Consider the following 26,530-nt stretch of genomic DNA (forward strand, 5'->3'; position numbering starts at 1 on the left):
CTGGTGCGCGGACGTTCACCCGGAACCGGACGGGCGTCCCGCGCCGGCCAGGCGCGCCGCGAGCTGGGTCCGGGAGTGCACGCCCGCCTTGCGGTATGCGCGGCTGAGGTGCGCCTCGACGGTCTTCGCGCTGAGGTGCAGCCGATCGGCGATCTGCCGGTTGGTCAGGCCGCTCGTGGCGAGGTCGGCGACTTCCCCTTCCGCCGGGGTGAACCCGTGGTCACCACCCCGGCGCGGGGTGCCCCGGCCGCCCGCGACCCGGCCGATCCGGTCAGACAGAGCTGCCGCGTGGCACGCCGAGGCCAGCTCGGCGGCCCGGGCCAGCATGGTCCGCCCGCCGGGCTGGTCAGGGCCGTGGACCAGCACGGTGCCCAGCTGGGCCAGGGCCTTCGCCAGTTCCAGCCGGGCCTGGCTCTGCTCCAGCAGTTCGACCGACTCGGCCAGCAGCCGGCGGGCGTCGGCGAGGTCCGTGGCAAGGGAGGCGGCTCCGCGCAGGGCGGTGCCGACGTGCCGGGCGACGCCGAACGACCGGGCGATGCGCAGCTGCTCGGCGACCAGCGCCCCGGCCCGTTCGTGGTCGCCGAGCCGGCGGTACGCCTCGCCCGCGCGCAGCCGCCACGGCACGTCCAGCAGCTCCGGTGCGCCCCATTGCCGGTAGCACCGCGCACAGGTCAGGGCGTCGGCCAGCATCGCCCGCGGGTTGTCCTGCTCGGCTCGCAGCCGGGCGCGGGCGTCCAGCAGCCACAGGTCCAGGACCGTGCGCGGCTCGGCCCCGTCCGGGAGCACGCTCTCCCGGATCACCCGGTCGGCGTCGTCCGGCCGGCCCGCCTCGATCAGCAGGTGCGTGTTGACCGCGTCGAGCACCGGTGCCGCGAAGTTGGGTGACCGCAGGCCCGCGCTTCCCCTGGCCACGTGGTCGGCGGCCGGCCCGAGGTCACCGCGCAGGAACGCGACGCGGGCGAGGAAGCCGCGGGTGAGGGCGAGCGGGAACAACAGGCCGCGCCGGAGCGCGGTGCCGAGAGCCCGGTCGAGGTGCCGTTCGGCCTCGTCGAGCAGGTCGGCGACGACGAGGGTCTGCACCGCCGCCCAGATCGCGGTCCGGTCCGGGCTGAGGCGGCCACCGGCGAGTGCCTGCCGGGCCAGCGCGGGTGCTTCGGCCGCAGGCGGGCCGGCCAGGATCGATTCCAGTGACAGGTGGGCTTTCTCGACGGCGGGCGACCGCCCCGGCCGGCGGCGGAACGACGCGAGGTGCTCGAGCATCCGGGATCGCGACCCGATGTCGGCCCGGGCCACGCCGACCAGCTCGGCTTCCAGTTCCGCGCCCACCTCGGCAGGCACCCCGGGTGGCAGGTCACCGACGGCCATGGCCAGTAGCTCGATCGCTTCGTCCGTCGCCCCGCACGCGTTGCGCAGCCGAGCCAGGCTGTAGGCGCACATCACCCGCTGGCCAGGGGTGTCCGCCAGGGATAACGCCGTCCGCAGGTGCTCCTCGGCTTCGGCGGGAGCCAGCCGGTGGACCTCGCAGTTGCCCAGCAGCCGGTTCACCTCCGACCGCAGCTCCGGCGGCGGGGGTTCGCGCAGGGCCCGTCGCAGGTAGACGGCCGCGTTGTCCGGCGAGCCCTGTGCTTTGGCTTCGTTCGCCGCCGCCACGAGGGCGGTCACCCGGGCCGGGTCGCTGTCGGGGATGGTTTTCAGCAGGTGCGAGGCGATGTGTTCGGCCGGGCGACCGGCCTCCGCCAGGACCGCGGCCGCCCGCTCGTGCTGTGCGCTGCGTTCGACGAGCGGCAGCTGCGACAGCATCACGTCCCGGACGACGGCGTGGACGAAGGCAGGCGGGTTGTCGTGCTCGAAGATGCCGTGGCCGACCAGGCGTTCGGCCGCCGCGGCCGTCGTGGGCACCGGCAGGCCGGCCTGCCTGGCCACCCACTGCAGGTCCGTGCCGTCACCGAGCACGGCCACCGCGGACACCACCGCCCGCACCTCCGCGGGCTGACGGCGCAGGCGCGCGACCAAGTGCCGGCGCAACGCGTCGGGACCGGCGGCTGTGACGGAGGCCGCCGCCGTCGCGTCCGGCCGAAGGTCGCTGGAACCCAGGAACCGCAGTAACTCGCGCACCAGCAACGGGTTGCCGGTGGTGATGGCGTGGCACGCGGCCCGCAGCTCGACCGCCACGTCCCGGCCGAGCGCCTGCCGGGCCAGCTGACCGACGGCGGCCTCACTGAGGCCCTTCGGTTCCAGCACGCGCACGTCGCCGGCGGCCAGAACGTCGTCGACCGGACCGGGCTCCCCTTCGCCGGTCCGGCGCGCGATGACGACCAGGACCGCGACGCTGTCCAAACGCCGCGTCAGGAACCCGAGGAACCGGGACGACGGCAGGTCCAGCCACTGGGCGTCGTCGACGAGGACGACAGCGGGTGCGGACGCGGTGATGTTGACCAGCAGCCAGTGCAACCCGCTCAGGAGCGGGTACAGCGAGTGGGGTGCGTCAGCCGTGTCGAGGGACGGGGTGAAGAGGCGCGCGGCCGGCTCGGCCGCGCCGGTGAACAGCTCCGTGTCGCCGGCCGCGGCCACCACCGGTCCGAACAGTTGCCGGACGGCACCGAAGGTGAAATCCCGCTCCAGCTCGGCGCCCCGTGCGGACAGCACAACGCAGCCCGCCGCCCGCGCTGCGTCCCGCAGGTGCCGAAGCAACGACGTCTTGCCGAGCCCGGCGGCCGCCTCCACGGCGACAACCCCACTGCGGCCGGCCACCAGAGCCCGCAACGACGAGTCCAGGACCCCGATTTCGACGTCGCGCTCCAGCACCGCACCCTCCACAGCCGCCCCCACAGCGCTGGCGTTCCCCGCACCGAGAACACAGGTACGCCGGCGGCGTTCCGGGATACCGGCATCACACGAACGACGTAGCGGGATGCGAAGTCCAACGGCGAGCCTGAACCGGCACAGCTGATCACGCCGCTGGCCGCGCGGATCGCCCCGTTGGGCTGGCACGTTCAGATCCACCTGGCTCCCGACGGCATCTTCGCCAACCTCGACCGGCTGCGCGACCTGCCGACCGACCTGGTCATCGACCAGGCGGGTCGCAGCCAAAGCGCCGCCGATCCCGCTCAACCCGGCTCACCTGTATCGGTGCGACCGCACGGCGCCGGTCGGCTGACCCTGCCCGGAACCACGGCGCCGAGGGAGCTCGCCGCCGGTGGGTTCGCTCCCGGATCGGCGGCTAGTCCGGCGGCGCGGCACCGGCGTGAGCCACCAGCCCGTCCAGCAGCAGGCTGATCAACCGGGTGGCCAGTTCGCGCTGGTGCTCGTGTCCGCTGATGAGGGTGATGCCGCCGAGCGCCATCAGCACGTCGGACGGCGAGACGTCTGCGCGGAAGTCTCCTGAGGAGGTGCCGGCGGCGAGTAGTCCGGTGACGGCGCCCGTGAGCGCTTCCCGGCTGTGCAAGCGAAGCCCGTCGCGGGTCGCCAGGATCGCCGGCAGTGCGTCGGCCATGCCCTGTTTGGTGAGCATGTAGTCGACGAACCGCTCCATCCAGGTGCGCAGGGCATCGACCGGCGCGAGGTCGCCGAGAAGCTTCGATGCGGAGTCGCACAGGAGATCGGTCCTGCTCCGGTAGGTGGCCTCGATCAGGTCCTCGCGGGTGGGGAACCGGCGGTAGAGCGTGGCTATACCGACTCCCGCCTCGGCGGCGATCGCCTTCATCGAGGTGTCGGCGCCTTCGCGTGCGAACACCTGCGCGGCAACCTCCAGGAGGCGGTTGTAGTTGGCCTGGGCGTCGGCGCGAAGCGAGCGTGACATGGGTCCTCCTCCTTGCAAGTGGATGCGCATCCGCTTATGCTCGGAGGTAAGCGGATGCGGCTCCACTTACATCCTAGATGAAGACTTCCGAGAGAAGGACAAGACAATGACAGAACGCATCACCACGCCGTTCGGCGCGCAGTCGACGGCCGATGAGGTGATCGCGGGCGTCGACCTCACCGGACGTCGTGCGATCGTCACCGGCGGAGCCGGCGGCCTGGGCCGCGAGACGGCGCGAGCGCTGGCGTCGGCCGGGGCGGACGTCACCATCGCGGCACGCGACCTCGACGCGGCCACGCGGGCCGTGCAGGAGATCAGCGCGACGACCGGCAGCCCGGGCGTCCACGCGGCCCGGCTGGACCTCGCCGACCTCTCGTCGGTCGCCGGGTTCGTCGAGAACTGGACCGCTCCGCTGCACATCCTCGTCGACAACGCCGGCGTCATGGCGAGTCCCGAGCAGCGCACGCCCGAGGGCCGCGAGCTCCAGTTCGCCACGAATCACCTCGGACACTTCGCGCTCACCGTGGGCCTGCACGACGCGCTCAAGGCCGCCGGAGACGCCCGTGTCGTGGTGCTGAGCTCCGTCGGGCACGTCAACGGTCCCGTCCGCTTCGACGACCTCGATTTCACGAAAGAGCCCTACGACCCATGGCTCGCCTACGCGCAGTCCAAGACGGCCAACATCCTTTTCGCGGTCGAAGCGGCCAAGCGGTGGGCCGGCGACGGCATCACGGTGAACGCGCTCAACCCCGGCCGGATCTGGGAGACCAACCTGGGCCGCCACGTCGACGCCCCGCCGCCGACCTTCGATCCCTCGGGCAAGACCGGCGTGTCGGAGAAGAACATCGCCCAGGGGGCCGCGACCTCGGTGCTGCTCGCCGCGTCCCCGCTCGTCAAGGGCGTCACCGGCACCTACTTCGAGGACTGCCGGCAGGCTGAGCCGTTCACGCCCGGAGTCCGCCGGGGCGTCGCGGATTACGCCCTCGACCCCGCCAACGCACGCCGGCTGTGGGACCTCTCGGTCAAGCTGACCGGGGTCGGCAAGTGAGCCCGGAACTCCTGGGGACACGAGCCTTCATCACGGGCGGCGGCACCGGCATCGGCCGGGCCAGCGCCGTCGCGCTCGCCGCGCAGGGGTGCTTCGTCACGGTCGCCGGGCGAACCCAGCGCACTCTGGACGAGACCGTCACGCTCGTACGTGAGGTCGGCGGCTCGGCTGCCGCGGTCCTGTGCGACGTCACCGACGAGGCATCGGTTGCCGCCGCCGTCGCCATGGCCGCGGGCGAGGACGGCCGGCTCGACTTCGGCGTCAACAGTGCCGGCGTCTCCGGCGGGGACGACCTGCAGCCTCTGGCGGACTATTCCCAGCAACAGTTCGACCGAATGATCGACGTCGACCTGCGCGGCACGTTCCTGTCCATGAAGCACGAACTGCGCCACATGGTCGCCTTCGGCCGCGGCTCGATCGTCACCATCGCCTCGGGCGCCGGCATCGTCGGCGTCCCGGGATTCGCCGGGTACGTCGCCGCCAAACACGGCCAGGTCGGGCTGACCAAGACCGCGGCACTCGACTACGGCGCCCAGGGCATCCGGGTCAACGCCATCGCGGCCGGGCTGGTCGACACGCCCCTGGTCGCCGAGGGACGTTCGCCGGAGGTCATGGCCGCCCGGATCGCCGCCCACCCCATCGGGCGGATCGGCCGCCCGGACGAGATCGCCGACGCCGTGGTCTGGCTCTGCTCGGACCGGTCGAGCTTCGTCACCGGCACGGCCATCCCGGTGGACGGCGGATATGCCGCCCGGTGAACGCCCCCTGGAGAGCGCGAAGATCGACCATGTCGCGCTCTCCGTCGGAGATCTCGAAGCCATGGTCGCCTTCTATGCGGCCCTGGGATTCGACGAGGTGTCACGGCGGGATTTCGCCCCGGCTCCGATCCGGCTCGCGACGGTCGTGAACCAGCGAGGCGCCCGCCTGGAACTGACGGCCAATGACCGGTCCGAGCCGACGCCCGCCGCCGATCCGATCGCCGCGTCGCGACGGCGCGGCCCCTTCCACTTCGCACTCAGTGTCGAACTGCTGGCAGATGCCGTGCAGGCGGCAGTCTCGGCGGGAGCCGGCCTCGTCACCCAGCCGGCCGTGGACTCGCGCGGCGAGGCGCAGTTCGCCTACATCGCAGACCCGGAGGGCAACCTCGTCGAACTGGTCGGCCCGCTGGCAACAGGTGGGGACCCCTCGGAATAAGGCCACCTTCGCTCCTGTCTGGGTGGCGACCGGGCCAACCGGAGAACGGGAGTCACCCATGGCGCGGATTGTCGCGGCCGCCGGCCGTGCCGGCCGGGTGGTCGTCGACGGCTTCCTGTCGGAACGGGGCGAGGCGGCTCTCGAGTTGCTCCCCGACACGGCGGCAGCCCATTACCGGGCCGCGGCGGCCGACCTCGGCGCATGGGGCGGCTACCTGCCCTGCACGGGTGGGCCACGCCGTTCGGCGCGTTTCGCGGACAGTGCCGCCGCACTGGATCGCCGCTCAGGAAAGGCCTGAATGGCCAACGAGCAGGGACACGGATGATCATGGAGGACACCATGTGGTTCTGACAGAGGTAGCCCCGATTACCGGGGAACAAGGGCGACCTCGTGGCTGTCTGGCGTTCGTCCAAGGAGGAAACGATGCAGGTCCACGAGCTCGGCCATGTTGTTCTTTTCGTCAAGAGCCTTCAGCGTTCCGCTCACTTCTACCGAGATGTGCTCGGCTTCCATGCCCTGGAGACGCCGGAGCGGATGCGGGGCAAGGTGATGGCGTTCTCGACCGGGCGGACACACCACGAACTGCTGCTCATCGAGGTCGGCGACCAGGCCCCGCATCCCGGCAACGGCCCACGCGCCGGGCTTTACCACATCGGGCTGAAGGTGGGCGACAGCGACGAGGAACTCGTAGCCGCCTGGCAGGAACTGGAGCGGGCCGGTGTGGCGGTGTCGGGCATGGCCGACCACACCGTCACCCACAGCTTGTACCTCGCCGATCCGGACGGGAACGAGATCGAGATCTACATCGATGTCGCCGGCTCCGACTGGTCGGACGTGGATCAGGTGCTCGCCGCGACCCGCCCGCTGCGGCTGTAGCCCGGCCGGGAATACGGCGGCCCCGCTCCCTGTCGGGGTGGCGTGAAGACATTTCCCCGAATCGGCAGCATCGTGTTGCCGCTGAAGAGTCTCAGGAGAAAACGCATGAATGGCACCGTGCAAACACTGGATTTGTCCGATCTGAAGATTCACATCTACACACCGCCGGAGGACGGGTTCCGCGTCAACTCCACGATCTTCGAGCTGGCCGACCGGCTCATCGTCGTGGACGGGCAGATCTTCGAGCGGTTCGCTCGCGAGGTCGGCGACGTGATCGAGGGCCTGGGCAAGCCGATCGACCGGTTCGTCCTGACCCACAACCACCCCGACCACTTCTCCGGGTTCGAGCACCTCACACAGCGCTTCCCGGGTGTCCAGCTCGCGGCGCTGCCCTCGGTCCGCGACTACCTGGTCCGGCTCGGGCAGCAGGTGCTGGACGTCCGAAGGGGAATCTTCGGCGCCGAGATCGCCGCCCACGTGGTGGTTCCCGACGCCGTGATCGTGCCGGGCGAGCTGGTGATCAGCGGAGTGCGCTTCCTGTTCCAGGAGTTCACCGACGCGGAGGCCGAACACGCGCTGACGATCACGTTGCCCGAGCACGGCGTCGCACTGGTCTCCGACCTCGTCGGCGGCGCGGGGGATCACCTGTTCACCGTGCAGCCGCACTTCGAGGGATGGATCGCGGTGCTGGAGAAGATCCGCCTCGACACCGCCAAGTTCGGGCTGAAGACCCTCATCGTCGGGCACGGTGCCCCGGTGGGTCCCGAAGCGCTGCCCGCGAACATCGAATACCTGAAGGCGGCCAGGACCGCCTACGACGCGTCCGCGAAGGCCGATGACTTCGTCGCCGCGATCGGTGCCAGCCTGCCCGAGCGCACGCCCGACGCCTGGGTGAACTGGTCGAGCCAGATGCTCTACGGCCACGTCGCCCCGTGAACGGCACAGCACGTGCCTGACCGGTGGCCGCCGCGCTACGGCCACCGGCCTGTCGGTTTCAGCTCTGGTGAAGAAGGTATTCGACAGGCTCACTCTCGACCTCGCGCTGCGGATGGCCGCCACTGTGCTGGCCGAAGGCGAACGCCGTGGCAGCGCTCCGCTCACCGTCGCCGTCCTGGACGCGGGCGGACACCAGGTCGTCCTCCACCGGCAGGACGGCGCCGGGATCGCCCGTCCCCAGATCGCGATCGGCAAGGCGTGGGGGGCGCTGGGCGTCGGCTTCAGCTCGCGCGGCATCGCCGACGCGGCCACTCGCTTTCCCGCGTTCTTCGACGCGCTGGCGGTGGCCTCCGACGGTCGGGTGACCCCGGCGGCGGGCGGAGTCCTGCTGCGCACTCCCGGCCAGGGCGTGGTGGGTGCGATCGGGGTCAGCGGCGACAATTCGGACGTGGACGAAGCCTGCGCCATCGTGGCCGCGCTCGAAGCCGAGCTGGAGCCAGAGCCGTCCACGCCCGTCGTGTGATCTGAGGAATAAACGCAGCTGCTCGCTTGTCGTGAGCGAGGAGTGAAAGGGGTGAGGGTGTGGCGAACCCAGCGGTGGCACCGGGCGAGTCCGCGTACACAGTGGAGGCAGTGGGCTACCGGCCCGCCCTCTTCTCCGCGGCGTACCGGATGACGCACAATCCATCCGATGCCGAAGATCTGGTCCAGGAGACCTACCTCAAGGCACACAAGAACTGCGAGAGCTTCCAGGGCAATCATCTGAGGGCCTGGCTGAACCGCATACTCTCGAACACGTTCATCAACGCCTACCACTCGCGCCGCCGCCGGCCCGAGGTTCTGGGGCTCGAGACGCACGACGCCTGGCTCGAGGCCGGTCAGGCCGGCGTGGCCTCGGGGATCGGACAGGATCCGGCCGACGTGGTGGTTGCCGCGTTGCCCGACGACGCGCTGAAGGCCGCCCTGGTGTCCTTGCCGCCTCCGTTCCGCAGCGTTGTTCTGCTGGCCGACGTCGAAGGGTATTCCTACAAGGAGATCGCCCGGATCCTGCAGGTGCCGATCGGCACGGTGATGAGCAGGCTCAGCCGCGCCCGCCGGGCACTGCGGGAGGCGCTCGAGGCGACCCGGGGCAGAGACACCGCCTGATGTTCGTGAGTACGTCCACGATCGAAACCGTGCCGCAGGACGAGGTGACGGTGTCGACCTACCGGGACGCCGCTCTCGGGCCGATCACCATCGGCGAGGTCGCGTTCCACGAGGAGCTGCGGCTCAAGACCGACGACGTCGGCACCGGGTTCTACGTCCACCTGCCGATCACCGGCCGGTTCGAGTCCCGGCACCGCGGCGTCGACATGATCGTCAACCGCCAGTCCTCGGCGGTGTACCTGCCCGGCGGCGGGGAGTTCACCGGGCGGTGGCCGGTCGGCTATCGCGCCCTGTGCGTGCGGATCGACCTGCCCGCCGTGGAGACCGCACTGGCCCGCCTGGTCGGCGACCGCACCTCGAGCCGGGTCACCTTCGACCCCGTCATGAACACCCGGGACGGCTACGGCCGCAGCTGGGCCGACCTGCTGTTCTCCGTGAACCGGCAGCTTTCGCTCCCGGGTGGGTTGCTGTCCCAGCCGCTGGTCGCGGCGCCGCTGGCGGAGAGCATGCTCAACGGCTTCGTCCTGGCGGCGTCGCACTCCCACGCTGACGCGCTCGCCGGTCCCGTCGTCGCCGCGCGGCCGGCGTCGGTGCGCGCTGCCATCGACGTCATCGAATCGGACCCGCAAGCGCCGCTCACACTGACCTCGCTGGCGACGCAGTGCGGGGTCGGTCCGCGCACCCTGCAGAAGGGGTTCCAGCAGCACCTCGGGATGTCGCCGATGGAGTACGTCCGCGACGTCCGGCTGCGCCGGGCGCACGAGGAGCTGCGTGCCGCCGACCCGTCGGCCGAGTCGGTCGCCGACGTGGCCCGTCGCTGGGGCTTCACCCACCTCGGCCGGTTCGCCGCCGCGCATGAGGCCAAATACGGCCAGAAACCGCTGCGTACGCTTCGCGGATAACCGAATTCGCATACTGGACAGTTCCCACTGATGGGCCGCTTTTCCTGTTAGCGTTCGAATCACAGAATTCGTACGGAACCATTCAGGAAAGCGACCCATGAGCAACGAACCCCTTGCCGATGTGCGTGACATGTACCTGGCGCACACCATGTTCCGCCGGGAGATCGGCCTCGCACCGGCACTGATCCGCGGCGTCGCCGACGGAGATCTCCAGCGCGCCGCGGTGGTCGCCGATCACGTCCGGCTCGTGGACACCGTGCTGCATCACCACCACGCGAGCGAGGACGAACACCTCTGGCACCGGCTGCTCGACCGGGCCGGCGCCGAGGCCGAGCCCGTCGTGCAGGTCATGGAGGAACAGCACGAGGGCATCGACGCACTGCTGGGCGAGGTACGCGCGGAGCTGGCGTCCTGGCGTGACAGCGCCGACCCCGCACAGGGCGCCGCGCTTGCCGAATCGGTGACCCGGCTGCACGAGCGGCTCGTCGAGCACCTCTCCGTCGAGGAAGAGAAAGCGCTTCCCCTCATCGAGAAGCACATCACCGCCGCCGAATGGGGGCAGATGGTCGCCGCCGGCGCGGCCGACGTCGCCCCGGAGCAGATGCCGCTGATGTTCGGGCTGATGGCCTACGAGGCCGACCCCGGCACGGTGCGGGACATCGTCGCGTCCATGCCGCCCGAGGTCGGCGCGGTCATCGGAGACCTGGCCTCCCAAGCCTTCGCGGCGCACGCCGAGCGGGTGCACGGCACCGCCACGCCCGAGCGCATCGGAGGAGCACGGTGACCGCGCACGAGCTGAAGTTCGGTGCCCTGCTGGAGCCGCCCGCGGAGCGACCGCAGGACGTAGTCGGGCTGGGCGCGCTGATGGAAGAACTCGGCTACGACGTCGTCACGCTGTCCGACCACCCGTACTGGCCGGAGCGGCTGGACACCATCGCGCTGCTGTCGGCGATCGTGGCCCGGACGACGCGGATCACGGTGCTGCCGAACCTGCTCAACCTCCCGCTGCGCCCGCCCGCCGTGCTGGCCCGCACCGCGGCCACCCTGGACATCCTCAGCGGCGGCCGCTTCGAACTCGGTCTCGGCACCGGCGCTCAGCAGATGTGGGACGACATCGTCGCGGAAGGCGGACCGCGGCGCACGGCCGGGCAGTCGATCGAGGCGCTCGAAGAAGCCGTCCACGTCATCCGTGCCCTGTGGACGGCCACGACCGACATCGAGTTCGCGGGCAAGCACTATCAGCTGGGCGGAGTCAAGCCCGGCCCGGTGCCGCTGCACGAGATGGGCATCTGGTTCGGCGCTTACCAGCCGCGAATGCTGCGTCTGACCGGGGCGATCGCCGACGGGTGGATCCCGAGTTCGCCGTTCTTCCCGCCGGAAGCATTGCCGGCCGCCAACCAGGTCATCGACGAAGCCGCGCTGGCCGCCGGCCGTTCACCGGCGAGCATTCGCCGCGGGTACAACATCGAGGGCCGGTTCGACGCCGGTTCCGGGTTCCTGCAGGGGACACCCGAGGTGTGGGCCGAACAGCTCGCCGAGGTGGCGCTGACCCACCGGATCGACACGTTCTTCCTTTACCGCGCCGACTCGGCGGACGTCCTCCGCCGGTTCGCCGCCGAGGTCATACCCGCGGTCCGCGAACGCGTGGCCAAAGCCTGACTGGATAGACCCGCAGGTCGCAGTATCCGGAACGGTTGCTCGCTGCCAGGTGGCGGGGGGCCAGGGCTCGGCGGCAGTCGGCCTCGGGCAGGTCTTCGACCAGATCGAGGGTGCTGTTCCCGGCGTTGTCGACCAGGATGGCGATCGGGCCGAGCTCGCTGGTGGCTCGTTCGAACAGCCAGCGGACTTGCGAACGTCGGCGACCACCGGGACAACCTTTGATGGGAGCGAAGCCGGTCAATCCCAGGCGGACTCGGAAACCCCGCGCCACTTCGCGTCGGAGCCGGCGAGAGCTGTGGCGGCCTGGTCCCAGTACCGGACGGCGTCTTTACCGAGCAGGAGGCGCACGGGCGCGTCGTCGCGGCCGGCCAGGTCGGCGATGATCGTCGCGATGCGCGCGCGGGGTCGGCCGCGTTCGCTTTCGCGGTTTCGGGGTCGGTATTGCGCAGCATGCCGGCGAACACGCCGACGGTCTGCCGGTACGGCTCGCTGATCGGTGGCACGGTCATCGACGAACCGGCCCAGTCGGTCCGCATCCCGCCCGGCTCGAGGACCGTCACCTTGACGCCGAACGGCGCCGACCTCTTGGGCCAGCCACGGTGGAGAAGCCGCGGACGGCCCACTTGGCGCTCTGGTATGCGGCCAGTCCGACGGAGCCGATTCGGCCACCCAACGAGGAGACCTGGAAGAGGTGCCCGGCACCCTGCTCGCGCAGGATCGGAACCACAGCCTTGGAAACCTGGACGACACCGTAGAAGTTCGTGTCGATCTACGCGCGGAAGTCGTCGAGAGTCACGTCTTCGACGGCGGCGAGGTCGCCGTAGCCGGCGTTGTTGACCACGACGTTGAACGCCCCCGAGCCTGACGGCCATGAGCGTGGTGGTCGTCGGCGTCGAGACCGGCGGGTTTTGCGGGAACGGGGAAGGCGGTGAGTCCTTCTTCGATCAGCCGGGCCGCGCGGCGCACCTCTTGGGCCACGGCGGCGACCGCGTCCGGTAGCGGGTGACCGGGGCGCAGGTGCACTCGTAGGGCGCGGAATTGGAGCCGCCACAGGCCGAGCAGCGCCACGGCGGTGATCTGGGGTTCGGGATCGTCCGACTGCAGCCCGGCCCGGTCGGCGAGCACGTCGGCGGCGATGTCGACGAACCGGTCGGCGGTGTCATTCTGGTACGCACGCAGCGACGGGGTGTTCCGGATCAGGTCGCCGAACTTGCGGTACTGGGTCAGCGCGTGGGCCTGGTCGCCGCCGGCGGAGAGGCCCGCGACGAGGTTGTTCAACTCCTGGTCGAGGACCGACAGCATCGCGGTGACCGGCGGCTCCGCCGGGTTCGACAAATGGGCGCGCAACGCGTCGGCCATAGGTTCCAGTCGATCGAGCAGCAGCGCCTCTTTGCTGGGGAAGTAGTTGAAGACGGTCTTCTCGGACACCCCGCACGCCTCGCCGACGTCGGCCACCCGGACAGCGTCGAAGCCGCGCTCGAGGAACATGCGCGCCGCGGTGTCGGACAACTGCTGACGCATCGCGCGCTTCTTGCGCTCGCGCAACCCCTCCATGGCCGGTTGACCCGTCTTCGTTGTCGCCACCCGGCCAGGCTACTACGGCGACAAGAAAAGTTCTGCTACGGTAATTTTATAGTCGCAGAACAGCGAACCGCTCCCTTCCAGAGGAGGCCGCCATGGCCGAGATCCACATCGTTCGTGACTACCCGCACTCGCCCGTCAAGGTCTGGCGGGCGATGACCGACCCGGACCTGATCCCGTACTGGACCTCGACCGGCCAGGGCGGTCGCGCCGTCGGATTCCGGCCCGTGGTCGGCAACCGGTTCCAGCTCGTCGCCAAGCCGGTGCCCGGCTGGCGGGGGATCGTCGACTGCGAGGTGCTGGAGGTCCGCGAGCAGGAGTTGCTGCGGTACACGTGGATCGGCTCGGAGGGGGAGAAGCCCAGCTACATCCGCTATCACCTGGAGCCGACAGCCGAGGGGACTCGCTTCACCTACGACCACACCGGGTTCACCGGGATCAGCGGGTTCGTGATGGCCAAGCTGCTCGGCTCGGTCCGGACCAAGATGCTCACGGTCGGGGTGCCCGCCCTGCTGGCCGAGATGGACGAGACCGGTGCGTTGCGGCCGGGCGCGCCGCTGCGGCTCCCGGAACTCCGGTGAACCTCCCCGCTCAGGCACTCGCGATCGTCGCGGCGCTCGTGCACTTGTGGATGTTCACGATGGAAAGCGTCCGTTTCCGTCGCCCCGATGTTCATGCCAGGTTCGAGGTGCGCGTGGCGGACGTCGGCGTCGTCCGCCCGTGGGCGTTTCACCAGGGCGTCTACAACGCGCTTCTGGCTGTGCAGATGCTTGCTGGTCTGGCCGCGGTGCACGAGGGCGCGGGCGCCGCCGGCCGGGCCCTGGTCCTGGCGAGCGGTGCGTCCATGCTCGTGGCGAGCTTGGCCTTGATCGTCTTCGATCCCCGTCGAAGCCGGATCAAGGGCCTGATCGGGCAGGGCGCGCCGGCCCTGGCAACCCTTGTCGCCACTCTGCTGTGAGGGCGAGAACACCGAGACCGCGGACGAATTCCGATCAGGCGGCGAGTCGAAAGGCGCCAACGCCTGGCCGTCCACATTGGTCGAAAGCCTCGATCAGCCGCTCGCGTAGCGCTGCATCTTCCGCTGCCGGACGCCGTCGTCGGGGCGTTGACAGTCCGATCAGCCGGACGATATCGTCCGGTTAATGAGTATGGCCTACCTCGCACAACCCGGGCAACAGCAACAACTCGACTGGCTCAACGGGGGCACGCTGGCGATCCTGCTGGACGCGGCAGCCACCGACGGCCAGCTGATGATGGGCCGGTTCGACGTCAGCGAGGGCGAGGCTCCGCCCTATCACCAGCACCAGCATGAGGACGAGATCTTCCTGCTGATCAAGGGCACCGCGCTGGTGTGGTGCGACGACCAGGAGTACGAGCTGGCCGAGGGCGGTGTGGTGTTCCTGCCCAAGCGAGTCCCGCACGGGTACCGCATCACCTCGAAGAAGGCCGACCTGCTGATGATCAACACGCCGGCCGGCATCGAGGGCATGTTCCGCGAGACCGGCCGGGACAAGTCCACCCCCAGCCCGCCCGGCTTCGAGGTGACGCCCGACCCCGCGATCGCCGAGAAGTACGGCAACATCGTGCTGGGCCCGCCGCGCTGACCTCCGCCATTCCTCGCCAGCCCGAAGGGCACCATGCCCGAGTGTCTAGCCTCGGCGAACTCCTGCGCCACGACTCGCTCGATGTCGGCGGCCTCGTCGAGCAGCGCGTGATCTTCCACATCTCCGGGAACTGACCCGTCGGTCGCCGCGCTCTGTCTTCCGCGGCGGCGCCTACGTGCCGCGCCATGTCGGTGTGGTTCAAGACCCCACGGTAAGGACACACATGAGCGACGACCAGCTCCGCACGCTTGACGAGATGCTGCGCGATGGACCCCTCGATCTCGGCGGTGAGCTGCATGAACAACGGCGGCTGTTGGTGGAGATGCTCACCTCGATCCCGCTGCCGGACGACGTCGCGACGACGTCCGGCGAGCTCGGGGGCGTCCCGGTCATCACCGTGGACATCCACGGGGCCGGCGGGGGCGGAGTGGTGCTCTACCTGCACGGCGGGGCCTATTCCATGGGGACGGCGCAGGCGTCGCTGGGGCTGGCTTCCGACGTAGCGCGCCGGGCTCGCGCTCGCGCGGTCACCGTCGACTACCGGCTTGCACCCGAGCATCCCTACCCGGCCGCGCTCGACGACGCCGTCGCGGCCTACCAGGCATTGCTGGAGACGGTCGATACCGCGCAGGTGGCGCTCGTGGGCGAATCCGCCGGGGGCGGGTTGGTACTGGCCACGCTCGTGGCCCTGCGAGAGCGTGGCATCCCGCTGCCATCGGCGGCGGCGGTCTTCTCGCCGTGGGCCGACCTGACCCTTGGCGGCACGACGGTCACGACCAAGGCCGACGTGGACGTCGCCGTTACCGCCGCGGGCTTGCGGACCCGCGGAAGCGAGTACATCGGCACAAACGATCCGACGACGCCGACGATCAGCCCGGTCTTCGCCGATCTGACCGGGCTGCCGCCGCTGCTGATCCAGGCCGGATCCCACGAGATCCTGCTCGACGACGCCCTGCGCATCGCCGCCAACGCCGCCGTCGCCGATGTCGCCGTCGACCTGCAGATCACTCCCGGCGCTCCGCACGTGTTCCAGGGATTCGCCGCCATCCTGGATGCGGGCGACACCGCCCTGACCGCGGCGGGCGAGTTCCTGCGCGCGCACCTCGGCCATGGACGAGCTTCCTGATCGCAGCTGGTGAACAAGCCGCAAGCCCTCTCCTGGTACCACCCATGTCCCACATCCGCTCATAGCCGCCGAGCGGTCCTTCCGGACCGCGGCGGCGGCCTCAACCCCGCCGACTACTTGCCTATCCGGAAAGAAGTGAGTACTTTCCAGGTGGGCAAGTAGTCGACGGAGGTAGTCATGGACGAGCAGCAAGCAGCAGAAGCCCTGGCCACGGTCCGGGCGCACCAGGACCGGACCCGGCGGGCGGCACGCCTGCCGTGGTGGGTCTACGTCGCGGTCTTCGTGCTGGCCGCCGGGGGAATGGCGCTCAACGACTTCATCGGTCTCAGCGGCTCGAAACTCGTCGCCGTTCTGGTTGTGGTGGTGCTGGCCGTGGTGTTCGCGACCAGCCGTGTCAACGGGCCCGCGCCACTGGGTAGGGTGCGCGGCGTGCAGCGCCGTCAGTCGTTCGTGCCGTGGGTCTTCGGCGTCGTGGCCTTCGTCGCGGGTCTGGGCGCGTGGCTGATCTCCCGCTACGGCAGCGATGTCACCCACGACCTCGCCAACGCCGTCGGCCTGCCCGGGTATCCCAACACTGTCGGCGGGGTGCTCTACGGCGCCGCGTTCACCGGGCTGTTCGCCCTGTCGCAGCTGCTGCTCGCGGTGGCCCAGCGGCGGCAGGGCGCATGACGGCTCCACCACCGTCCGGGCTGGACCGCCTGCTGTCGGATCCGACGCGGCTGGCGATCATGTCGGTGCTGTGTGCGGCGCAGTGGTGCGATTTCGCGTTTCTGCGGGACGCGGTGTCCTTGTCGGATTCCGCGCTGTCCAAACAGCTGGCCACGCTGAAGAAGGACGGCTACGTCGAGCAGCGGCGGACGTACGCCGGGCGGGTGCCGAAGACTTCGGTCCAGGCCACCGGCGAGGGCCGGCAGCGGTTCCTCGGGCACGTCGAGGCGCTGCGGATGATCGTGGAGCGTAGCCGCAGTCCGCAGTCCGGGTAGTGGTTGCCGGCGCCGCTGACCGCGTATGTCGATTTGTCGGCCCTTCAGGGAAATGTGCATAGTTTGTGGGCCGACCACGTCGGAACCTTCGGCGGTGCCCCCCGGCCGCGACGGTCGGTACGCCAACCCCGTCGACGGTTCAGGTGTCTGGATCTGGCCGGCCGGTGCGGTTGAGGAGGCCGGCGAGGTAGATGTCGGCGTGACGGCGAGCGGTGGACTTCCAGTCCGGGACGTGGGGGAGGCCTTGTGCCAGCAACGCGCCGAACGTGACGATGTCCGCTCTGGTGACCTCGGTCCGGATCGTGCCGTTGCGCTGTCCCCGTTCGAGGATCGAGTCCAGTGTCCGGTGGGCCTCGTTCCGCAGCGCGACCGTGGCCTGGTCGCTGGTGGTGGGGCCGCCGTGCATCGGGAGCACGAGGTCCGATCCGTGCTCGATGGTCTGCTCGAGGAAAAAGCGGATCCTCTCGATCGGCGGTTTGTCGAGAGCCGCGGCTCGGCGGGCGGTCTCCAGCACGAGCTGGAAGGACCGGTGGGTCAGCGCGCCGAGCAGCGCATCGCGTGAAGGGTAGTGGCGGTAGACGGTCCCGACGCCGACCCCGGCGTCCGCCGCGATGGTGGCCATCGGGACCGCGGTCCCTTCCCGGCGGACCGCGGCGGCGGCGGCCGTCAGGACCCGGTCGCGGTTGTCGATCGCGTCTCGCCGCAGTTCCCGCCGCCTGCCGGGTCCGCCTCTTTTCTCGCTCACGGCTCCGATCATCGCAGTTCAGTGCTTCGCCGACGTCGTTGACCCGATTAGGCGGACGATATCGTCCGTTTCCACGCCGCGCATGGCCGAGTCGCGTGTCTCGTCCTGTCCTGGTTGTCCTGGCGACGGTGGAACACGTCGTCGGCTCCTGGTTGACGATCCGCCGAGCGTGAATCACGAAGCTCGGTGTGGTGCGCTTCTACCGGTGGTGACTTCGCTGCGGCTCTGCGCTCGGTGGTGTTGTTCGCGGCCGACGCACCGCGCCCTCATCGACAATCCCGACACTCTCGACATCGCCCGCGGCTCGGCCGGCCACGTCGCCTTTCGGCCATGGTCTGCACCACTGTCTCGGCGCACCACTGGCCCGGATGGAAATGCGCGTCGCCTTCCCGGCCCTGCTGAACCGCTTCCCCGAGTTCCGCGCCTTCAGCGTCGTGTTCGGGCTGAAGTCGCTGCACGTCACCTGGTGACGGGAAACTCCTGTGTCGTGGGACGTCCATCGGCTGCGAGGGCCGAAGGCGCACCTTTCTGCTCGAACTAGCGACAGCCGGTGAGCTGATCGCTTGGCTCGTCGACGACGTTGTCCTTGGTCTGGATGTGGCCCGCCGGCATGGGCTGTGCGGCCAGGGCGGCTGCGGCTTCGGTCCAGGCCGGGTCGCCGGGGTTCAGGGCGCTGCGCAGGTAGGCCCAGACGAGGGCGCGGACGGCGGCGACGCGTTCGGGGTTCTCGTCGGTGGTTTCGCCGGCGTCGTACCCGGAGATCCCGCCGAGCATGTGTCCGGCGCCCGGCAGGGTGAGCAGCGTCTTGTTGCGTCCCGGGCTGCGGTGGTAGGCGTCCGCACGCCAGTCCTGCCGGTCGCTGAACATCGGGTTGTGGTCCTCGTCGCCGACGACGACGAGGGCCTGGGTGGTCATCGTGGTGAAGCTGGTGGTCGTGAGGTCGGGGAACCGTTCGGCGGCCGTCCTCGCGAGACCGTCGCCGGCGCCGGGGCCGGCCATGATGACGCCGGCGGCGATACGGTCGTCGCGCAAATCGAGGACGGTCCCGTCGAGGGGATCGGTGACCGCCATGCCGCACAGCATGCCGACGGTGTGACCGCCCAGCGAATGGCCCACCGCCGCGATCCGGGTCCGGTCCACCCGTCCGGCCAGTCCGGGCACGATCGTCTCGATGTCGTCGAGGTGGTCGAGGACGAAGCCCAGGTCTTCCACCCGGGAACGCCAGAACAGCGGGCCGCCTGCGGTGACGTCGTCGCGCAGGCCCAGGCCGGGGAAGTCCAGGTGGGTGGGTTGCAGGACGACGAACCCGTGCGCAGCCCAGAAGTTCGCGAGGGGTCCGTACCCGTGGAACGAGGCGAGGAAGTTGGAGGCGCCGTGGCCGTGGGACAGCAGGATGACGGGCAGGGCCTCCCCGCTGACCGGTGCGGAGACCTTGATCTCCAACGGCGCGGGCCGGTCGGGGACGGTCAATGTCACGGGGCTGAAGGTGACGACCGGCTGGGCGGCGTTGACGGGCAGGCCGGCGGCTTCGGTGAAGGGGGTGTGCACGGCAGTTCTCCTGGATGTGGCGTGTTGCGGAGGCGCTCGCCCGGCTCCCGCAGCCGCTGAGCCGGCTGCGGGTCGGTCATCGGGAGAGGGAGATGTTGAACTTGGGGCTCCCCAGGACCCTGACGGTCGCGAAGAACAGCGGGGCGACGTGCTCGGTGGCCAGCGCGGTGTCGACGCCGCCCAGGTCGAAGATGTCGCCGGCGGACCAGCCAAGATCGTTGAGCAGGCCCGTGACCTCGGTCTTGGCCGCGCGGTCGTCGCCACTGACGAAGACAGTCGCGTGCGGTAGCGAGGCGAGCGGGTCGACCATGATGGTGACGTTCATGGTGTTGAGCGCCTTCACGACCCGTGCTCGCGGGAATCGCGCCTGGACCTGCCGGGCGACGCTGTCGCCGGGGTAGGCCATCGTCATCTGCGGTGTGAAGGCGGCCGAGGGGTCGAGCACGATCTTGTCGCCCAGGACCTCTTCGCCGATCTGTTCCAGAGTGCCGAGCACGGCGGTGCCGGGAATGGCGGTGATGACCACGTCGGCGGAGGCGACGGCCTCGCGCTGACCGGCTATTCCTGGCTCGCCGGCGCGGGTGCGCGACCCGTAGGTCACGTGGTGACCGGCAGCCGCCAGCCGTGACCCGAGAGCGGAGCCGACTTTGCCGGTGCCGAGGATCGCGATTTTCATGATTTTCTTTCTTTCCGGGGTGCGGGATGACGGGGCGCGTGGCCTACCAGGAGACGACGCCTGCGTCCTCGAAGAACCCGCCCGTGGGGCCGCCGTCGGGCAGGGTGGCCAGGCGGATCGCGGTCGCCGCGCCCTGCTGCGGGGTGCGGATGCCGCGGAATCCGTTGAGGTCGGTGGCGACGAAGCCCGGGCACGCGCAGTTGATGAGGATGTTCGTGCCCGCCAGTTCCTTCACGTACTGCAGGGTGACCGCGTTCAGGAACGTCTTCGACGGTGCGTAGGCGACCGCGACCGGGCCGGTGGTGGTCTCGCGGCCGGGGCCGGACTGGCGGGTCAGGGACCCGACGCTGCTGGACATGTTCACGATCCGCGGCGACGGCGAGCGGCGCAGCAGCGGCAGCATCGCGTTGGTGACCCGGACGACGCCGATGACGTTGGTCTCCACGACCGTGCGGATCACGGCCGGATCGACGTTGCTCGGCTGCTGTGGGTGGCCGCCGGTGATGCCCGCGTTGTTGACCAGCGCGTCCAGACGGCCGCCGTGGTGGGTGATCAGCTCCGCGGCTGCGGAGACACTGTCGTCGTCGGTGACGTCCAGTGGGACGCCGAAGGCGTCGACCCCGCCGGCACGCAGCCGAGCCACCGCGTCGTCCCGCCGCTTCTCGTCGCGGGCACCGACACCCACGCGGTGGCCCAGCGCTCCCAGACCGGCCGCGATCTCGTACCCGATGCCCTTGTTCGCCCCGGTGACCAGGGCGATCTTCGCTTCACTCATGCGATCGATCATGCGACCGGCGAGTCGGCAGGTCCAAGACCGTCCGGGTCAGCGGCGATACCGCAGCGGTATGAATCGTCGGTGAGTACCCTTGGCCACGTGGAAACCCGAGAGCTGCGGTACTTCGTCGCCGTCGCCGAGGAGTTGCATTTCGGCCGGGCAGCACAGCGCCTGGGCATGGCGCAGCCACCGCTGTCACGCGCGATCAGCCAACTCGAACGCCGCCTGGGCGCAGCGCTGTTGCAGCGGACCAGCCGCTCGGTGACGCTGACCGAGGCCGGCGAGGTCATGCTCCGCGAAGCACGGGTGGCCTTGGACGCAGTCGAGGCCACCGAGCATCGCACTCGGCGCGCGGCCCACGCCGCCGCCGACCATCCCAGCATCGTCTTGGCCACCAAAGCCGGTGCCTCCAGTGAGCTGCTGGCGAAACTGCTCGACGCCTATGCCGCCGAACCCGGGTCGATCCGCATCGACGTGACTCTCTGCGGCCCGGGAGAGCAGACACGGCTGCTGCGCACCGGCCGCGCGGATGTGGCGATACTGCACCAGCCGCACGACGACACGGCACACTTCGACATCGAGGAGCTCCGCACCGAAGGACAGGTCGCGATCCTCCCGGCCGGGCATGTCCTGTCCACCCGCGAGGACCTGACACTCAATGACCTGGCCGACATACCGGACCTGCCCCTACCTCGCTGGCCACGGCCCGACGGCAGCTACCCTGCCGGTCCCGGCCCCGAGGTCCGGAACCACACCCAGCTCCTGCAGCTGATCTCTCTCGGCCGGAGCTTGATGGTGGCGCCCGAATCCTGCCGCTCCCAGCTGAGCGACGACGTGGTCGCCGTACCGGTGGCGGACGCACCAACGATCACCACGGTGATCGCCTGGCCACCGCACAGCCGTTCCCGGCCGGTCGCGGACCTCGTGCGAACAGCTCTGCGACTCTGACCCGGCCCGTGCCGCAGGCGGGCGCTCCGGGTGGCACCGGACGCGGCGGGTGCTGGAAGCGGCGCGGTGAAGCCGCCGGGCGAAGTCCGCCGTTTCCGCTTCAGGTTGCGGAACAGTGACCGGATCGCTGTGTGGACGTTGTGCGGTGAGCGACCGGGATGATCACCGATCGCGGCCTCGGTATCGGCGCGGGTGACCTACCGCTGTCGAGTTACGGTCGATCCGTTCGTCATCTTCTTCGACGCACCCGAGCCGCTGAGCTGGAGGACACGTGCAGTACATGCTGCTGATCTACAACTGCGACCGCCCGGAACCCGGCGACCCGGCCTTCCCCGACGCGCTGGCCAGGGTCAACGCCTTCGCCGAGGAATGCCGGCGACGGGGCGCGTTCGTCTCCGGCCACCCGCTGATGGGCGAGCACACCGCCACCACCGTCAGCGTCCGCGACGGCAAGACGCTGATCACCGACGGCCCGTTCCCCGAGACGCACGAGCACCTCGGCGGCACCTACGTCCTGGACTGCCGCGACCTCGACGAAGCCCTCGAGCTGGCCGCGCTCTGCCCGATGGCCGCGGACGGCACGATCGAGGTCCGGCCGATCGCCGCGGTCCCGGACCTCGACCACCGCACGCCGACGGGCGCATGACGGCCGCACCCGTCCTGCGGGAGACCTACCGCGAGCACCGCGCGAAGATGCTCGCCGCCCTGGTCCGCGCGCTGGGCGACTTCGAACTCGCCGAGGATGCGCTGCAGGACGCGTGCGCGCTCGCCCTGCGCAAATGGGAGGACCGGACACCCGACGACCCGGTGGCCTGGCTGCTGACCGCGGCCCGCAACACCGCGATCGACCGGCTCCGGCGTGCCCGCCGCGGCCGGGACAAGCTCGCCCTGCTCGGCGAACAGCCGGAGGCGGTGACCATGAACTTCGACGAAGATCGCCTGCTGAGCGTCGGCGACGAGCGGCTCAGCCTCATCTTCGCCTGCTGCCATCCGGCGCTGGCCGAGGAGGCGCGGGTCGCCCTCACGCTGCAGGCCGTGGCCGGGCTGACCGCCGGGCAGATCGCCCGGACCTTCCTCGTCGCCGAGCCGGCGCTGGCCCAGCGGCTCGTGCGGGCCAAGCGCAAGATCCGCGACGCCGGGATCAGCCTCGAAGTCCCCGCCGACCGGCTCCTGCCCGAGCGGCTCTCCGGCGTCCTCGCGGTGATCTACCTGATCTTCACCCGTGGCTACACCGCCGGCGGCGACCAGCCGGAGTACCGCGAGCTGCAGCAGGAGGCGATCCGCCTCGCGAAGCTCGTCGCCACCCTCATGCCCGACGAACCGGAAGCCCTCGCCCTGGTCGCGCTGCTGCTGGTCCATCACTCGCGCTCGGCCGCCCGCTACACCCCGACCGGGGACCTGGTCCTGCTCGGTGACCAGGACCGGTCCCGCTGGGACCACGCCGAGATCGCCGAAGCCGTCCACCTGCTGGACCGGGCCCTGCGCTTCGCCGCGCCCGGACCGTACGTGCTGCAGGCGACCATCGCGGTCCTGCACGCCCAGGCGCCAAAGGCCGGCGACACGAACTGGGCCGCGATCGCCGCGGTGTACGAGCAGCTGCTCGGGTTGACGCCGTCGCCGGTGGTCGCCCTCAACCACGCCGTGGCGGTCGCCATGGCCACCACCCCGGCCGAGGGGCTGGCCTTGCTCGACCGGATCGAGGGTCTCGAGGGCTATCACCTGCTGCACGCCGCTCGCGCCGATCTCCTGCGTCGCCTCGGCCGCGCGGACGAGGCGGTTGCGGCGTACCGGCGCGCTCACGACCTCGCCACCACCCCAGCCGACCGGCGTTACCTCGCCGGCCGCCTCCACGCGCTCGAAAAACGGGAAAGAGTGGAGTGATGAGCTGTCGAGAAGCCGGGCGGCCGTTCGTCCTCCGGGGAGTCAAGCGAAGACTCGCCGAAAGGACACCACACCCATGAGCAGCACCTCCCAAGCCGCGACCTCGGTTCAGGCCGACATCGTCGTCGATGTTCCCGTCGAGCAGGCCTTCCGCGTGTTCACCGAGCGGTTCGACGAGGTCAAGCCGCGCGAGCACAACCTGCTCGCGGTCCCGATCGAGCGGACCGTGCTGGAGCCCAAGGCCGGCGGCACCGTGTACGACGTCGGCTCCGACGGCAGCCGGTGCACCTGGGCGCGGGTCCTCGCGTACGAGCCGTCGAATCGGCTGGTCCTCAGCTGGGACATCAGCCCGCGCTGGCAGCTGGAGCCCGACCCCGGCCACACCAGCGAGGTGGAGATCCGGTTCACCGCCGAAGGCGCCGACCGCACCCGGGTCGCCCTCGAACACCGGCACCTCGACCGGCACGGCGGAGGCTGGGAGAGCTTCACGAACCTCGGTTCCGGCTCGGGCTGGCCGCTGTACCTCGAGCGGTTCCGCGCCGCGGCGCAACGGGATGCCGCCGGGGCCTGAAGCGGATACCGTCCACATCGGACCTGATCCTGGCGACAGGCGGAGAGGCCACATGAGCACAGGCACCCCGGACTCACACCGCGATCGAGCGGAAGCATTGCGCGCGGCGGTGGGCGGCGACACCGGAGTCACCGAGGCGGTGCTGCGGACCGCGGTGGCGGCCCGGGCGGCGGGCGGGCCGCCGGTTGCCGAACCGTACGACGACCTGGCCCGGCAGATCGGTGAAGCCTCCTATCGGGTGACCGATGCCGAGGTCGACGCCGTCCGGCAGGCGGCGGGCAGCGACAAAGCAGCGTTCGAGGTCGTCATGTCCGCCTGTATCGGGGCGGGCCTGGCTCGCTGGGACACCGCGGTCCGGGTCATCGAGGAGGCGACCGATGCGCCTGCCTGAGGTCGAACGCGGCGAGGGTCTCCGCAGCAAGTTGCTGATCCGGGTCATCTCCGTGGCGCTGGGCGCGCGTCTCCCGGACGCGGCCCGGGTTGCCTTCTACCACAAGGGCTTCGTCGGCACGGCCCTCGGCGCGTGGACGCAGACCGCGATGCGCGGACCGAGCGAGTGGTCCGTGGCGGAGCGGGAACTGATGGCCGCGATGGTCGCCCAGTGGAACTCGTGTCCCTTTTGCGTCGGGGCGCACCGGGCCATCGCCGTGCACGGGATGGACAAGGCGGTGGCGGACGCGGCCCTCGCCGACTACCACACGGCACCCGTCTCGGATCCCCTGCGCGCCACGCTCGCGGTCCTGGAAACGATGACCTTGCGCCCTGACGAATTGGAGGGCGGGCAAGTCCGAGCGGCACTGGCCGCAGGGGTCACCCGGCGACAACTCGAAGACGCGGCCGCGGTCGCGGCCGTGTTCGACATCGTCACCCGCTACGCCAACGCGCTGGGCTTCGCCATCCCGACCGACGCCGAGTTCGACAAGGCCGCGGGCATGATGCTCAAGCGCGGCTACGCCTGACCTGAGGTTGGCCGGAGTATCACCGTGCGACCCGCTGCAGCGGGCTTTCGTCCGAGAACACGCCGGCGGTCGACCGCCCGTTGCCGGCTCTTGTTCCGCTGTGTGGACGTGCTGGCCGTCCCGGAACGGGATCCTGAGAATGCCGGTATGACGGCGTTGAACGACGAGACCGCCTACGACCGGGTGCGCGTTGCGCAGTGGCGGGCGGGGGAGGCGCGCTTGCCTGGGCTGAGCCGGCGCGACCTGTTGCGGTTGACGGCGGCCGGTGGTCTCGCGCTGGCCGCGGCCGGGACGGCACCGGGGACGGCGTCGGCCGCGGGCCCGATCGTCAAGCCGCTGCCGCCGGAGCTGTTCGACGTTTACGGCAGCAACGCCGAGACGCGCTGGGAAGCGATGAGCGGCCAGGGGTACCTGACCCCGGTCGACCGGTTCTTCGTCCGCGACCACACGTCGACGCCGGTCGTGGACGCCGCCACCTGGCGGCTGCGGCTGTTCGGCTCCGGGCTGCGCGGTGGGCCGGTCGAGTTCACCTATCGGGATTTGCGCGCACTGCCGTCCGAGACGATCACCGCGTTCATCGAATGTGCGGGCAACGGGCGGAGTTTCTTCACCAGCCAGCAGGGGCAGACGGTCAGTGGAACGGCGTGGAAGCTCGGGGCGGTCGGGGTCGCGCGCTGGCGCGGCGTGCGGCTGGCGACGGTGCTCGCTCGGGCCGGGCTGTCCCGCGACGCCGTGGACGTGCTGCCGGAGGGTCTCGATGCGGACTACGTGGCGGCCGGGGTGAACTTGGGCAAGGTGCGGCGGCCGCTGCCGGTGGGCAAGGCGCTGCAGGACGTTCTGCTGGCCTACGAGATGAACGGGCAGCCGCTGCCGGCCGACCACGGGTTCCCGGTGCGGCTGGTGGTGCCGTCCTGGGCCGGGATCTCGTCGATCAAGTGGCTGGGCCGGATCGAAGTGTCGGCGACGCCGCTGGTGTCGCCGTGGAACACGCAGTTCTACCGGCTGCTGGGGCCGGGCTACCCGGCCGAGGGCACCCTCGTCACCGAGCAGGTGGTGAAGAGCGCGTTCGAGCTCCCTTGGGGGGCGACGCTGGTGGCCGGGCAGCGGCAGGTGCTGCGCGGCCGCTCCTGGTCGGGGCACGGCCGGATCCGGCGGGTCGAGGTGAGCACGGACGGCGCGACCTGGCAGCCGGCGAGACCGATCGGCCGCGCCTTCGACCGAGGCTGGCTGCGCTGGGAGTTCCCGTGGCGCCCGCGCGAGGCGGGCGCGTACACGCTGCGGGCGCGCGCCACCGACATCACGGGCGCGAGCCAGCCGGACGTCGCGCCGTACAACACCCAGGGCTACCTGTTCGGCGCGGTCGTCCGGCACCCGGTCACGGTCGCCGGATGAAGGGGATCGTTCGCGCGCTCGCCCGGGCGTTGACCGGCATCGGCTGGGTCCTGGTGCTGCCGGCGCCGCCGTTCGAGCCGGGGCTGGCCGTGCCGGTACCGCGGCCCGGGGCCGACGTCCCGCTGGTGCCCCTTTCCCGGGAGGAGCGGGAAGCCTTCCGGAGGATCGTTTCGGGCTGAGC

At 70.5% G+C, this 26,530-nt stretch carries 33 protein-coding genes and 1 pseudogene; 26 read left to right on the forward strand and 8 right to left on the reverse strand.

Annotated features, from left to right (window positions below; genetic code table 11):
* Positions 1–15: 15 nt before the first annotated feature.
* Positions 16–2,805 carry a LuxR C-terminal-related transcriptional regulator gene (locus AB0F52_RS09730; protein WP_360167031.1) on the reverse strand — a complete coding sequence of 930 codons (2,790 nt, stop codon included), beginning with the start codon at positions 2,803–2,805 and terminating at the stop codon, positions 16–18.
* A gap of 415 nt (positions 2,806–3,220) precedes the next feature.
* A complete protein-coding gene (locus AB0F52_RS09735) occupies positions 3,221–3,799 on the reverse strand; it encodes a helix-turn-helix domain-containing protein (protein WP_360167034.1) in 579 nt (192 codons plus the stop codon).
* Between the two features lie 106 nt (positions 3,800–3,905).
* On the opposite strand from AB0F52_RS09735, the gene AB0F52_RS09740 reads away from it, so the two are divergent.
* The 11 genes from AB0F52_RS09740 to AB0F52_RS09790 all read left to right on the forward strand — a co-directional run bounded on the left by AB0F52_RS09740 (position 3,906) and on the right by AB0F52_RS09790 (position 11,560).
* Entirely contained in the window at positions 3,906–4,847 is a 942-nt protein-coding gene (locus AB0F52_RS09740) for an SDR family NAD(P)-dependent oxidoreductase (RefSeq protein ID WP_360167037.1), read from the forward strand.
* Complete coding sequence (locus AB0F52_RS09745; RefSeq protein ID WP_360167040.1) at positions 4,844–5,605, forward strand: SDR family oxidoreductase; 762 nt, start codon at positions 4,844–4,846, stop codon at positions 5,603–5,605. The genes AB0F52_RS09740 and AB0F52_RS09745 overlap by 4 nt, the downstream gene beginning before the upstream one ends.
* Positions 5,592–6,041, forward strand: a complete 450-nt coding sequence (locus AB0F52_RS09750; RefSeq protein ID WP_360167043.1) for a VOC family protein — start codon at positions 5,592–5,594, stop codon at positions 6,039–6,041. Before AB0F52_RS09745 ends, AB0F52_RS09750 begins: the two co-directional genes overlap by 14 nt.
* 58 nt (positions 6,042–6,099) lie before the next feature.
* Complete coding sequence (locus AB0F52_RS09755) at positions 6,100–6,339, forward strand: hypothetical protein (RefSeq protein WP_360167046.1); 240 nt, start codon at positions 6,100–6,102, stop codon at positions 6,337–6,339.
* 125 nt (positions 6,340–6,464) lie between these two features.
* Positions 6,465–6,917, forward strand: a complete 453-nt coding sequence (locus tag AB0F52_RS09760; protein WP_360167049.1) for a VOC family protein — start codon at positions 6,465–6,467, stop codon at positions 6,915–6,917.
* 105 nt (positions 6,918–7,022) lie between these two features.
* Positions 7,023–7,853: an MBL fold metallo-hydrolase gene (locus AB0F52_RS09765; RefSeq protein ID WP_360167052.1), complete on the forward strand. Its 831-nt coding sequence runs from the start codon at positions 7,023–7,025 to the stop codon at positions 7,851–7,853.
* A gap of 67 nt (positions 7,854–7,920) precedes the next feature.
* Positions 7,921–8,376 carry a heme-binding protein gene (locus AB0F52_RS09770; RefSeq protein WP_360167055.1) on the forward strand — a complete coding sequence of 152 codons (456 nt, stop codon included), beginning with the start codon at positions 7,921–7,923 and terminating at the stop codon, positions 8,374–8,376.
* A gap of 110 nt (positions 8,377–8,486) precedes the next feature.
* Positions 8,487–8,999 carry a sigma-70 family RNA polymerase sigma factor gene (locus AB0F52_RS09775; RefSeq protein ID WP_360167058.1) on the forward strand — a complete coding sequence of 171 codons (513 nt, stop codon included), beginning with the start codon at positions 8,487–8,489 and terminating at the stop codon, positions 8,997–8,999.
* Positions 9,000–9,004: 5 nt separating this feature from the next.
* Entirely contained in the window at positions 9,005–9,901 is an 897-nt protein-coding gene (locus AB0F52_RS09780; protein ID WP_360167061.1) for an AraC family transcriptional regulator, read from the forward strand.
* A 97-nt stretch (positions 9,902–9,998) separates the two neighbouring features.
* Entirely contained in the window at positions 9,999–10,685 is a 687-nt protein-coding gene (locus AB0F52_RS09785; RefSeq protein ID WP_360167064.1) for a hemerythrin domain-containing protein, read from the forward strand.
* Positions 10,682–11,560 carry an LLM class flavin-dependent oxidoreductase gene (locus tag AB0F52_RS09790; protein WP_360167067.1) on the forward strand — a complete coding sequence of 293 codons (879 nt, stop codon included), beginning with the start codon at positions 10,682–10,684 and terminating at the stop codon, positions 11,558–11,560. Before AB0F52_RS09785 ends, AB0F52_RS09790 begins: the two co-directional genes overlap by 4 nt.
* A 556-nt stretch (positions 11,561–12,116) precedes the next feature.
* Here the strand turns inward: AB0F52_RS09790 and AB0F52_RS09795 are convergent.
* The gene (locus tag AB0F52_RS09795; protein WP_360168278.1) at positions 12,117–12,329 is read right to left on the reverse strand and encodes an SDR family NAD(P)-dependent oxidoreductase; all 213 of its coding nucleotides are present in this window, start codon (positions 12,327–12,329) and stop codon (positions 12,117–12,119) included.
* 23 nt (positions 12,330–12,352) lie between these two features.
* Positions 12,353–13,144, reverse strand: a complete 792-nt coding sequence (locus AB0F52_RS09800) for a TetR family transcriptional regulator (protein WP_360167070.1) — start codon at positions 13,142–13,144, stop codon at positions 12,353–12,355.
* A gap of 92 nt (positions 13,145–13,236) precedes the next feature.
* Here AB0F52_RS09800 and AB0F52_RS09805 point away from each other — a divergent pair, with 92 nt between their 5' ends.
* The 6 genes from AB0F52_RS09805 (at position 13,237) to AB0F52_RS09830 (ending at position 16,854) form a co-directional block, all read left to right on the forward strand.
* Complete coding sequence (locus tag AB0F52_RS09805; protein WP_360167073.1) at positions 13,237–13,722, forward strand: SRPBCC domain-containing protein; 486 nt, start codon at positions 13,237–13,239, stop codon at positions 13,720–13,722.
* On the forward strand, positions 13,719–14,099 hold the full coding sequence (locus AB0F52_RS09810; protein WP_360167076.1) for a DUF1304 domain-containing protein: 381 nt from the start codon (positions 13,719–13,721) through the stop codon (positions 14,097–14,099). Before AB0F52_RS09805 ends, AB0F52_RS09810 begins: the two co-directional genes overlap by 4 nt.
* A 184-nt stretch (positions 14,100–14,283) precedes the next feature.
* On the forward strand, positions 14,284–14,745 hold the full coding sequence (locus AB0F52_RS09815) for a cupin domain-containing protein (protein ID WP_360167079.1): 462 nt from the start codon (positions 14,284–14,286) through the stop codon (positions 14,743–14,745).
* Between the two features lie 223 nt (positions 14,746–14,968).
* Entirely contained in the window at positions 14,969–15,871 is a 903-nt protein-coding gene (locus tag AB0F52_RS09820; protein ID WP_360167082.1) for an alpha/beta hydrolase, read from the forward strand.
* Positions 15,872–16,048: 177 nt separating this feature from the next.
* Entirely contained in the window at positions 16,049–16,540 is a 492-nt protein-coding gene (locus tag AB0F52_RS09825) for a hypothetical protein (protein ID WP_360167085.1), read from the forward strand.
* Entirely contained in the window at positions 16,537–16,854 is a 318-nt protein-coding gene (locus AB0F52_RS09830; RefSeq protein ID WP_360167088.1) for a transcriptional regulator, read from the forward strand. The genes AB0F52_RS09825 and AB0F52_RS09830 overlap by 4 nt, the downstream gene beginning before the upstream one ends.
* Positions 16,855–16,993: 139 nt before the next feature.
* On the opposite strand, the gene AB0F52_RS09835 is transcribed toward AB0F52_RS09830, so the two are convergent.
* Positions 16,994–17,599, reverse strand: a complete 606-nt coding sequence (locus tag AB0F52_RS09835) for a TetR/AcrR family transcriptional regulator (protein WP_360167091.1) — start codon at positions 17,597–17,599, stop codon at positions 16,994–16,996.
* 265 nt (positions 17,600–17,864) lie between these two features.
* On the opposite strand from AB0F52_RS09835, the pseudogene AB0F52_RS09840 reads away from it, so the two are divergent.
* A pseudogene (locus AB0F52_RS09840) lies at positions 17,865–18,069 on the forward strand (cytochrome P450); the annotation flags it as partial.
* 67 nt (positions 18,070–18,136) lie between these two features.
* Here AB0F52_RS09840 and AB0F52_RS09845 read toward each other — a convergent pair.
* From AB0F52_RS09845 to AB0F52_RS09855, 3 genes are all read right to left on the reverse strand, one after another.
* Positions 18,137–19,147 carry a chlorophyllase gene (locus AB0F52_RS09845; RefSeq protein WP_360167094.1) on the reverse strand — a complete coding sequence of 337 codons (1,011 nt, stop codon included), beginning with the start codon at positions 19,145–19,147 and terminating at the stop codon, positions 18,137–18,139.
* A gap of 76 nt (positions 19,148–19,223) precedes the next feature.
* Positions 19,224–19,823, reverse strand: coding sequence for an NAD(P)-binding domain-containing protein (locus tag AB0F52_RS09850; RefSeq protein WP_360167097.1), 600 nt, complete (start codon positions 19,821–19,823; stop codon positions 19,224–19,226).
* A 43-nt stretch (positions 19,824–19,866) separates the two neighbouring features.
* Complete coding sequence (locus AB0F52_RS09855) at positions 19,867–20,598, reverse strand: SDR family oxidoreductase (protein WP_360167100.1); 732 nt, start codon at positions 20,596–20,598, stop codon at positions 19,867–19,869.
* 99 nt (positions 20,599–20,697) lie between these two features.
* On the opposite strand from AB0F52_RS09855, the gene AB0F52_RS09860 reads away from it, so the two are divergent.
* The 8 genes from AB0F52_RS09860 (at position 20,698) to AB0F52_RS09895 (ending at position 26,528) form a co-directional block, all read left to right on the forward strand.
* Entirely contained in the window at positions 20,698–21,546 is an 849-nt protein-coding gene (locus AB0F52_RS09860) for a LysR family transcriptional regulator (RefSeq protein ID WP_360167103.1), read from the forward strand.
* A 271-nt stretch (positions 21,547–21,817) separates the two neighbouring features.
* Positions 21,818–22,192: a YciI family protein gene (locus AB0F52_RS09865; protein WP_360167106.1), complete on the forward strand. Its 375-nt coding sequence runs from the start codon at positions 21,818–21,820 to the stop codon at positions 22,190–22,192.
* Positions 22,189–23,427 carry a DUF6596 domain-containing protein gene (locus tag AB0F52_RS09870; RefSeq protein ID WP_360167109.1) on the forward strand — a complete coding sequence of 413 codons (1,239 nt, stop codon included), beginning with the start codon at positions 22,189–22,191 and terminating at the stop codon, positions 23,425–23,427. Before AB0F52_RS09865 ends, AB0F52_RS09870 begins: the two co-directional genes overlap by 4 nt.
* 76 nt (positions 23,428–23,503) lie before the next feature.
* Positions 23,504–23,998, forward strand: a complete 495-nt coding sequence (locus AB0F52_RS09875) for an SRPBCC family protein (RefSeq protein ID WP_360167112.1) — start codon at positions 23,504–23,506, stop codon at positions 23,996–23,998.
* Positions 23,999–24,050: 52 nt separating this feature from the next.
* Complete coding sequence (locus tag AB0F52_RS09880; RefSeq protein WP_360167115.1) at positions 24,051–24,389, forward strand: hypothetical protein; 339 nt, start codon at positions 24,051–24,053, stop codon at positions 24,387–24,389.
* Positions 24,376–24,957, forward strand: a complete 582-nt coding sequence (locus AB0F52_RS09885) for a hypothetical protein (RefSeq protein ID WP_360167118.1) — start codon at positions 24,376–24,378, stop codon at positions 24,955–24,957. Before AB0F52_RS09880 ends, AB0F52_RS09885 begins: the two co-directional genes overlap by 14 nt.
* A 147-nt stretch (positions 24,958–25,104) precedes the next feature.
* The gene (locus tag AB0F52_RS09890; RefSeq protein WP_360167121.1) at positions 25,105–26,349 is read left to right on the forward strand and encodes a sulfite oxidase; all 1,245 of its coding nucleotides are present in this window, start codon (positions 25,105–25,107) and stop codon (positions 26,347–26,349) included.
* The gene (locus AB0F52_RS09895) at positions 26,346–26,528 is read left to right on the forward strand and encodes a hypothetical protein (RefSeq protein ID WP_360167124.1); all 183 of its coding nucleotides are present in this window, start codon (positions 26,346–26,348) and stop codon (positions 26,526–26,528) included. Before AB0F52_RS09890 ends, AB0F52_RS09895 begins: the two co-directional genes overlap by 4 nt.
* The last annotated feature ends 2 nt before the right edge of the window (positions 26,529–26,530 follow it).

The organism is Amycolatopsis sp. NPDC024027 (assembly GCF_040638975.1).
GTDB lineage: Bacteria > Actinomycetota > Actinomycetes > Mycobacteriales > Pseudonocardiaceae > Amycolatopsis.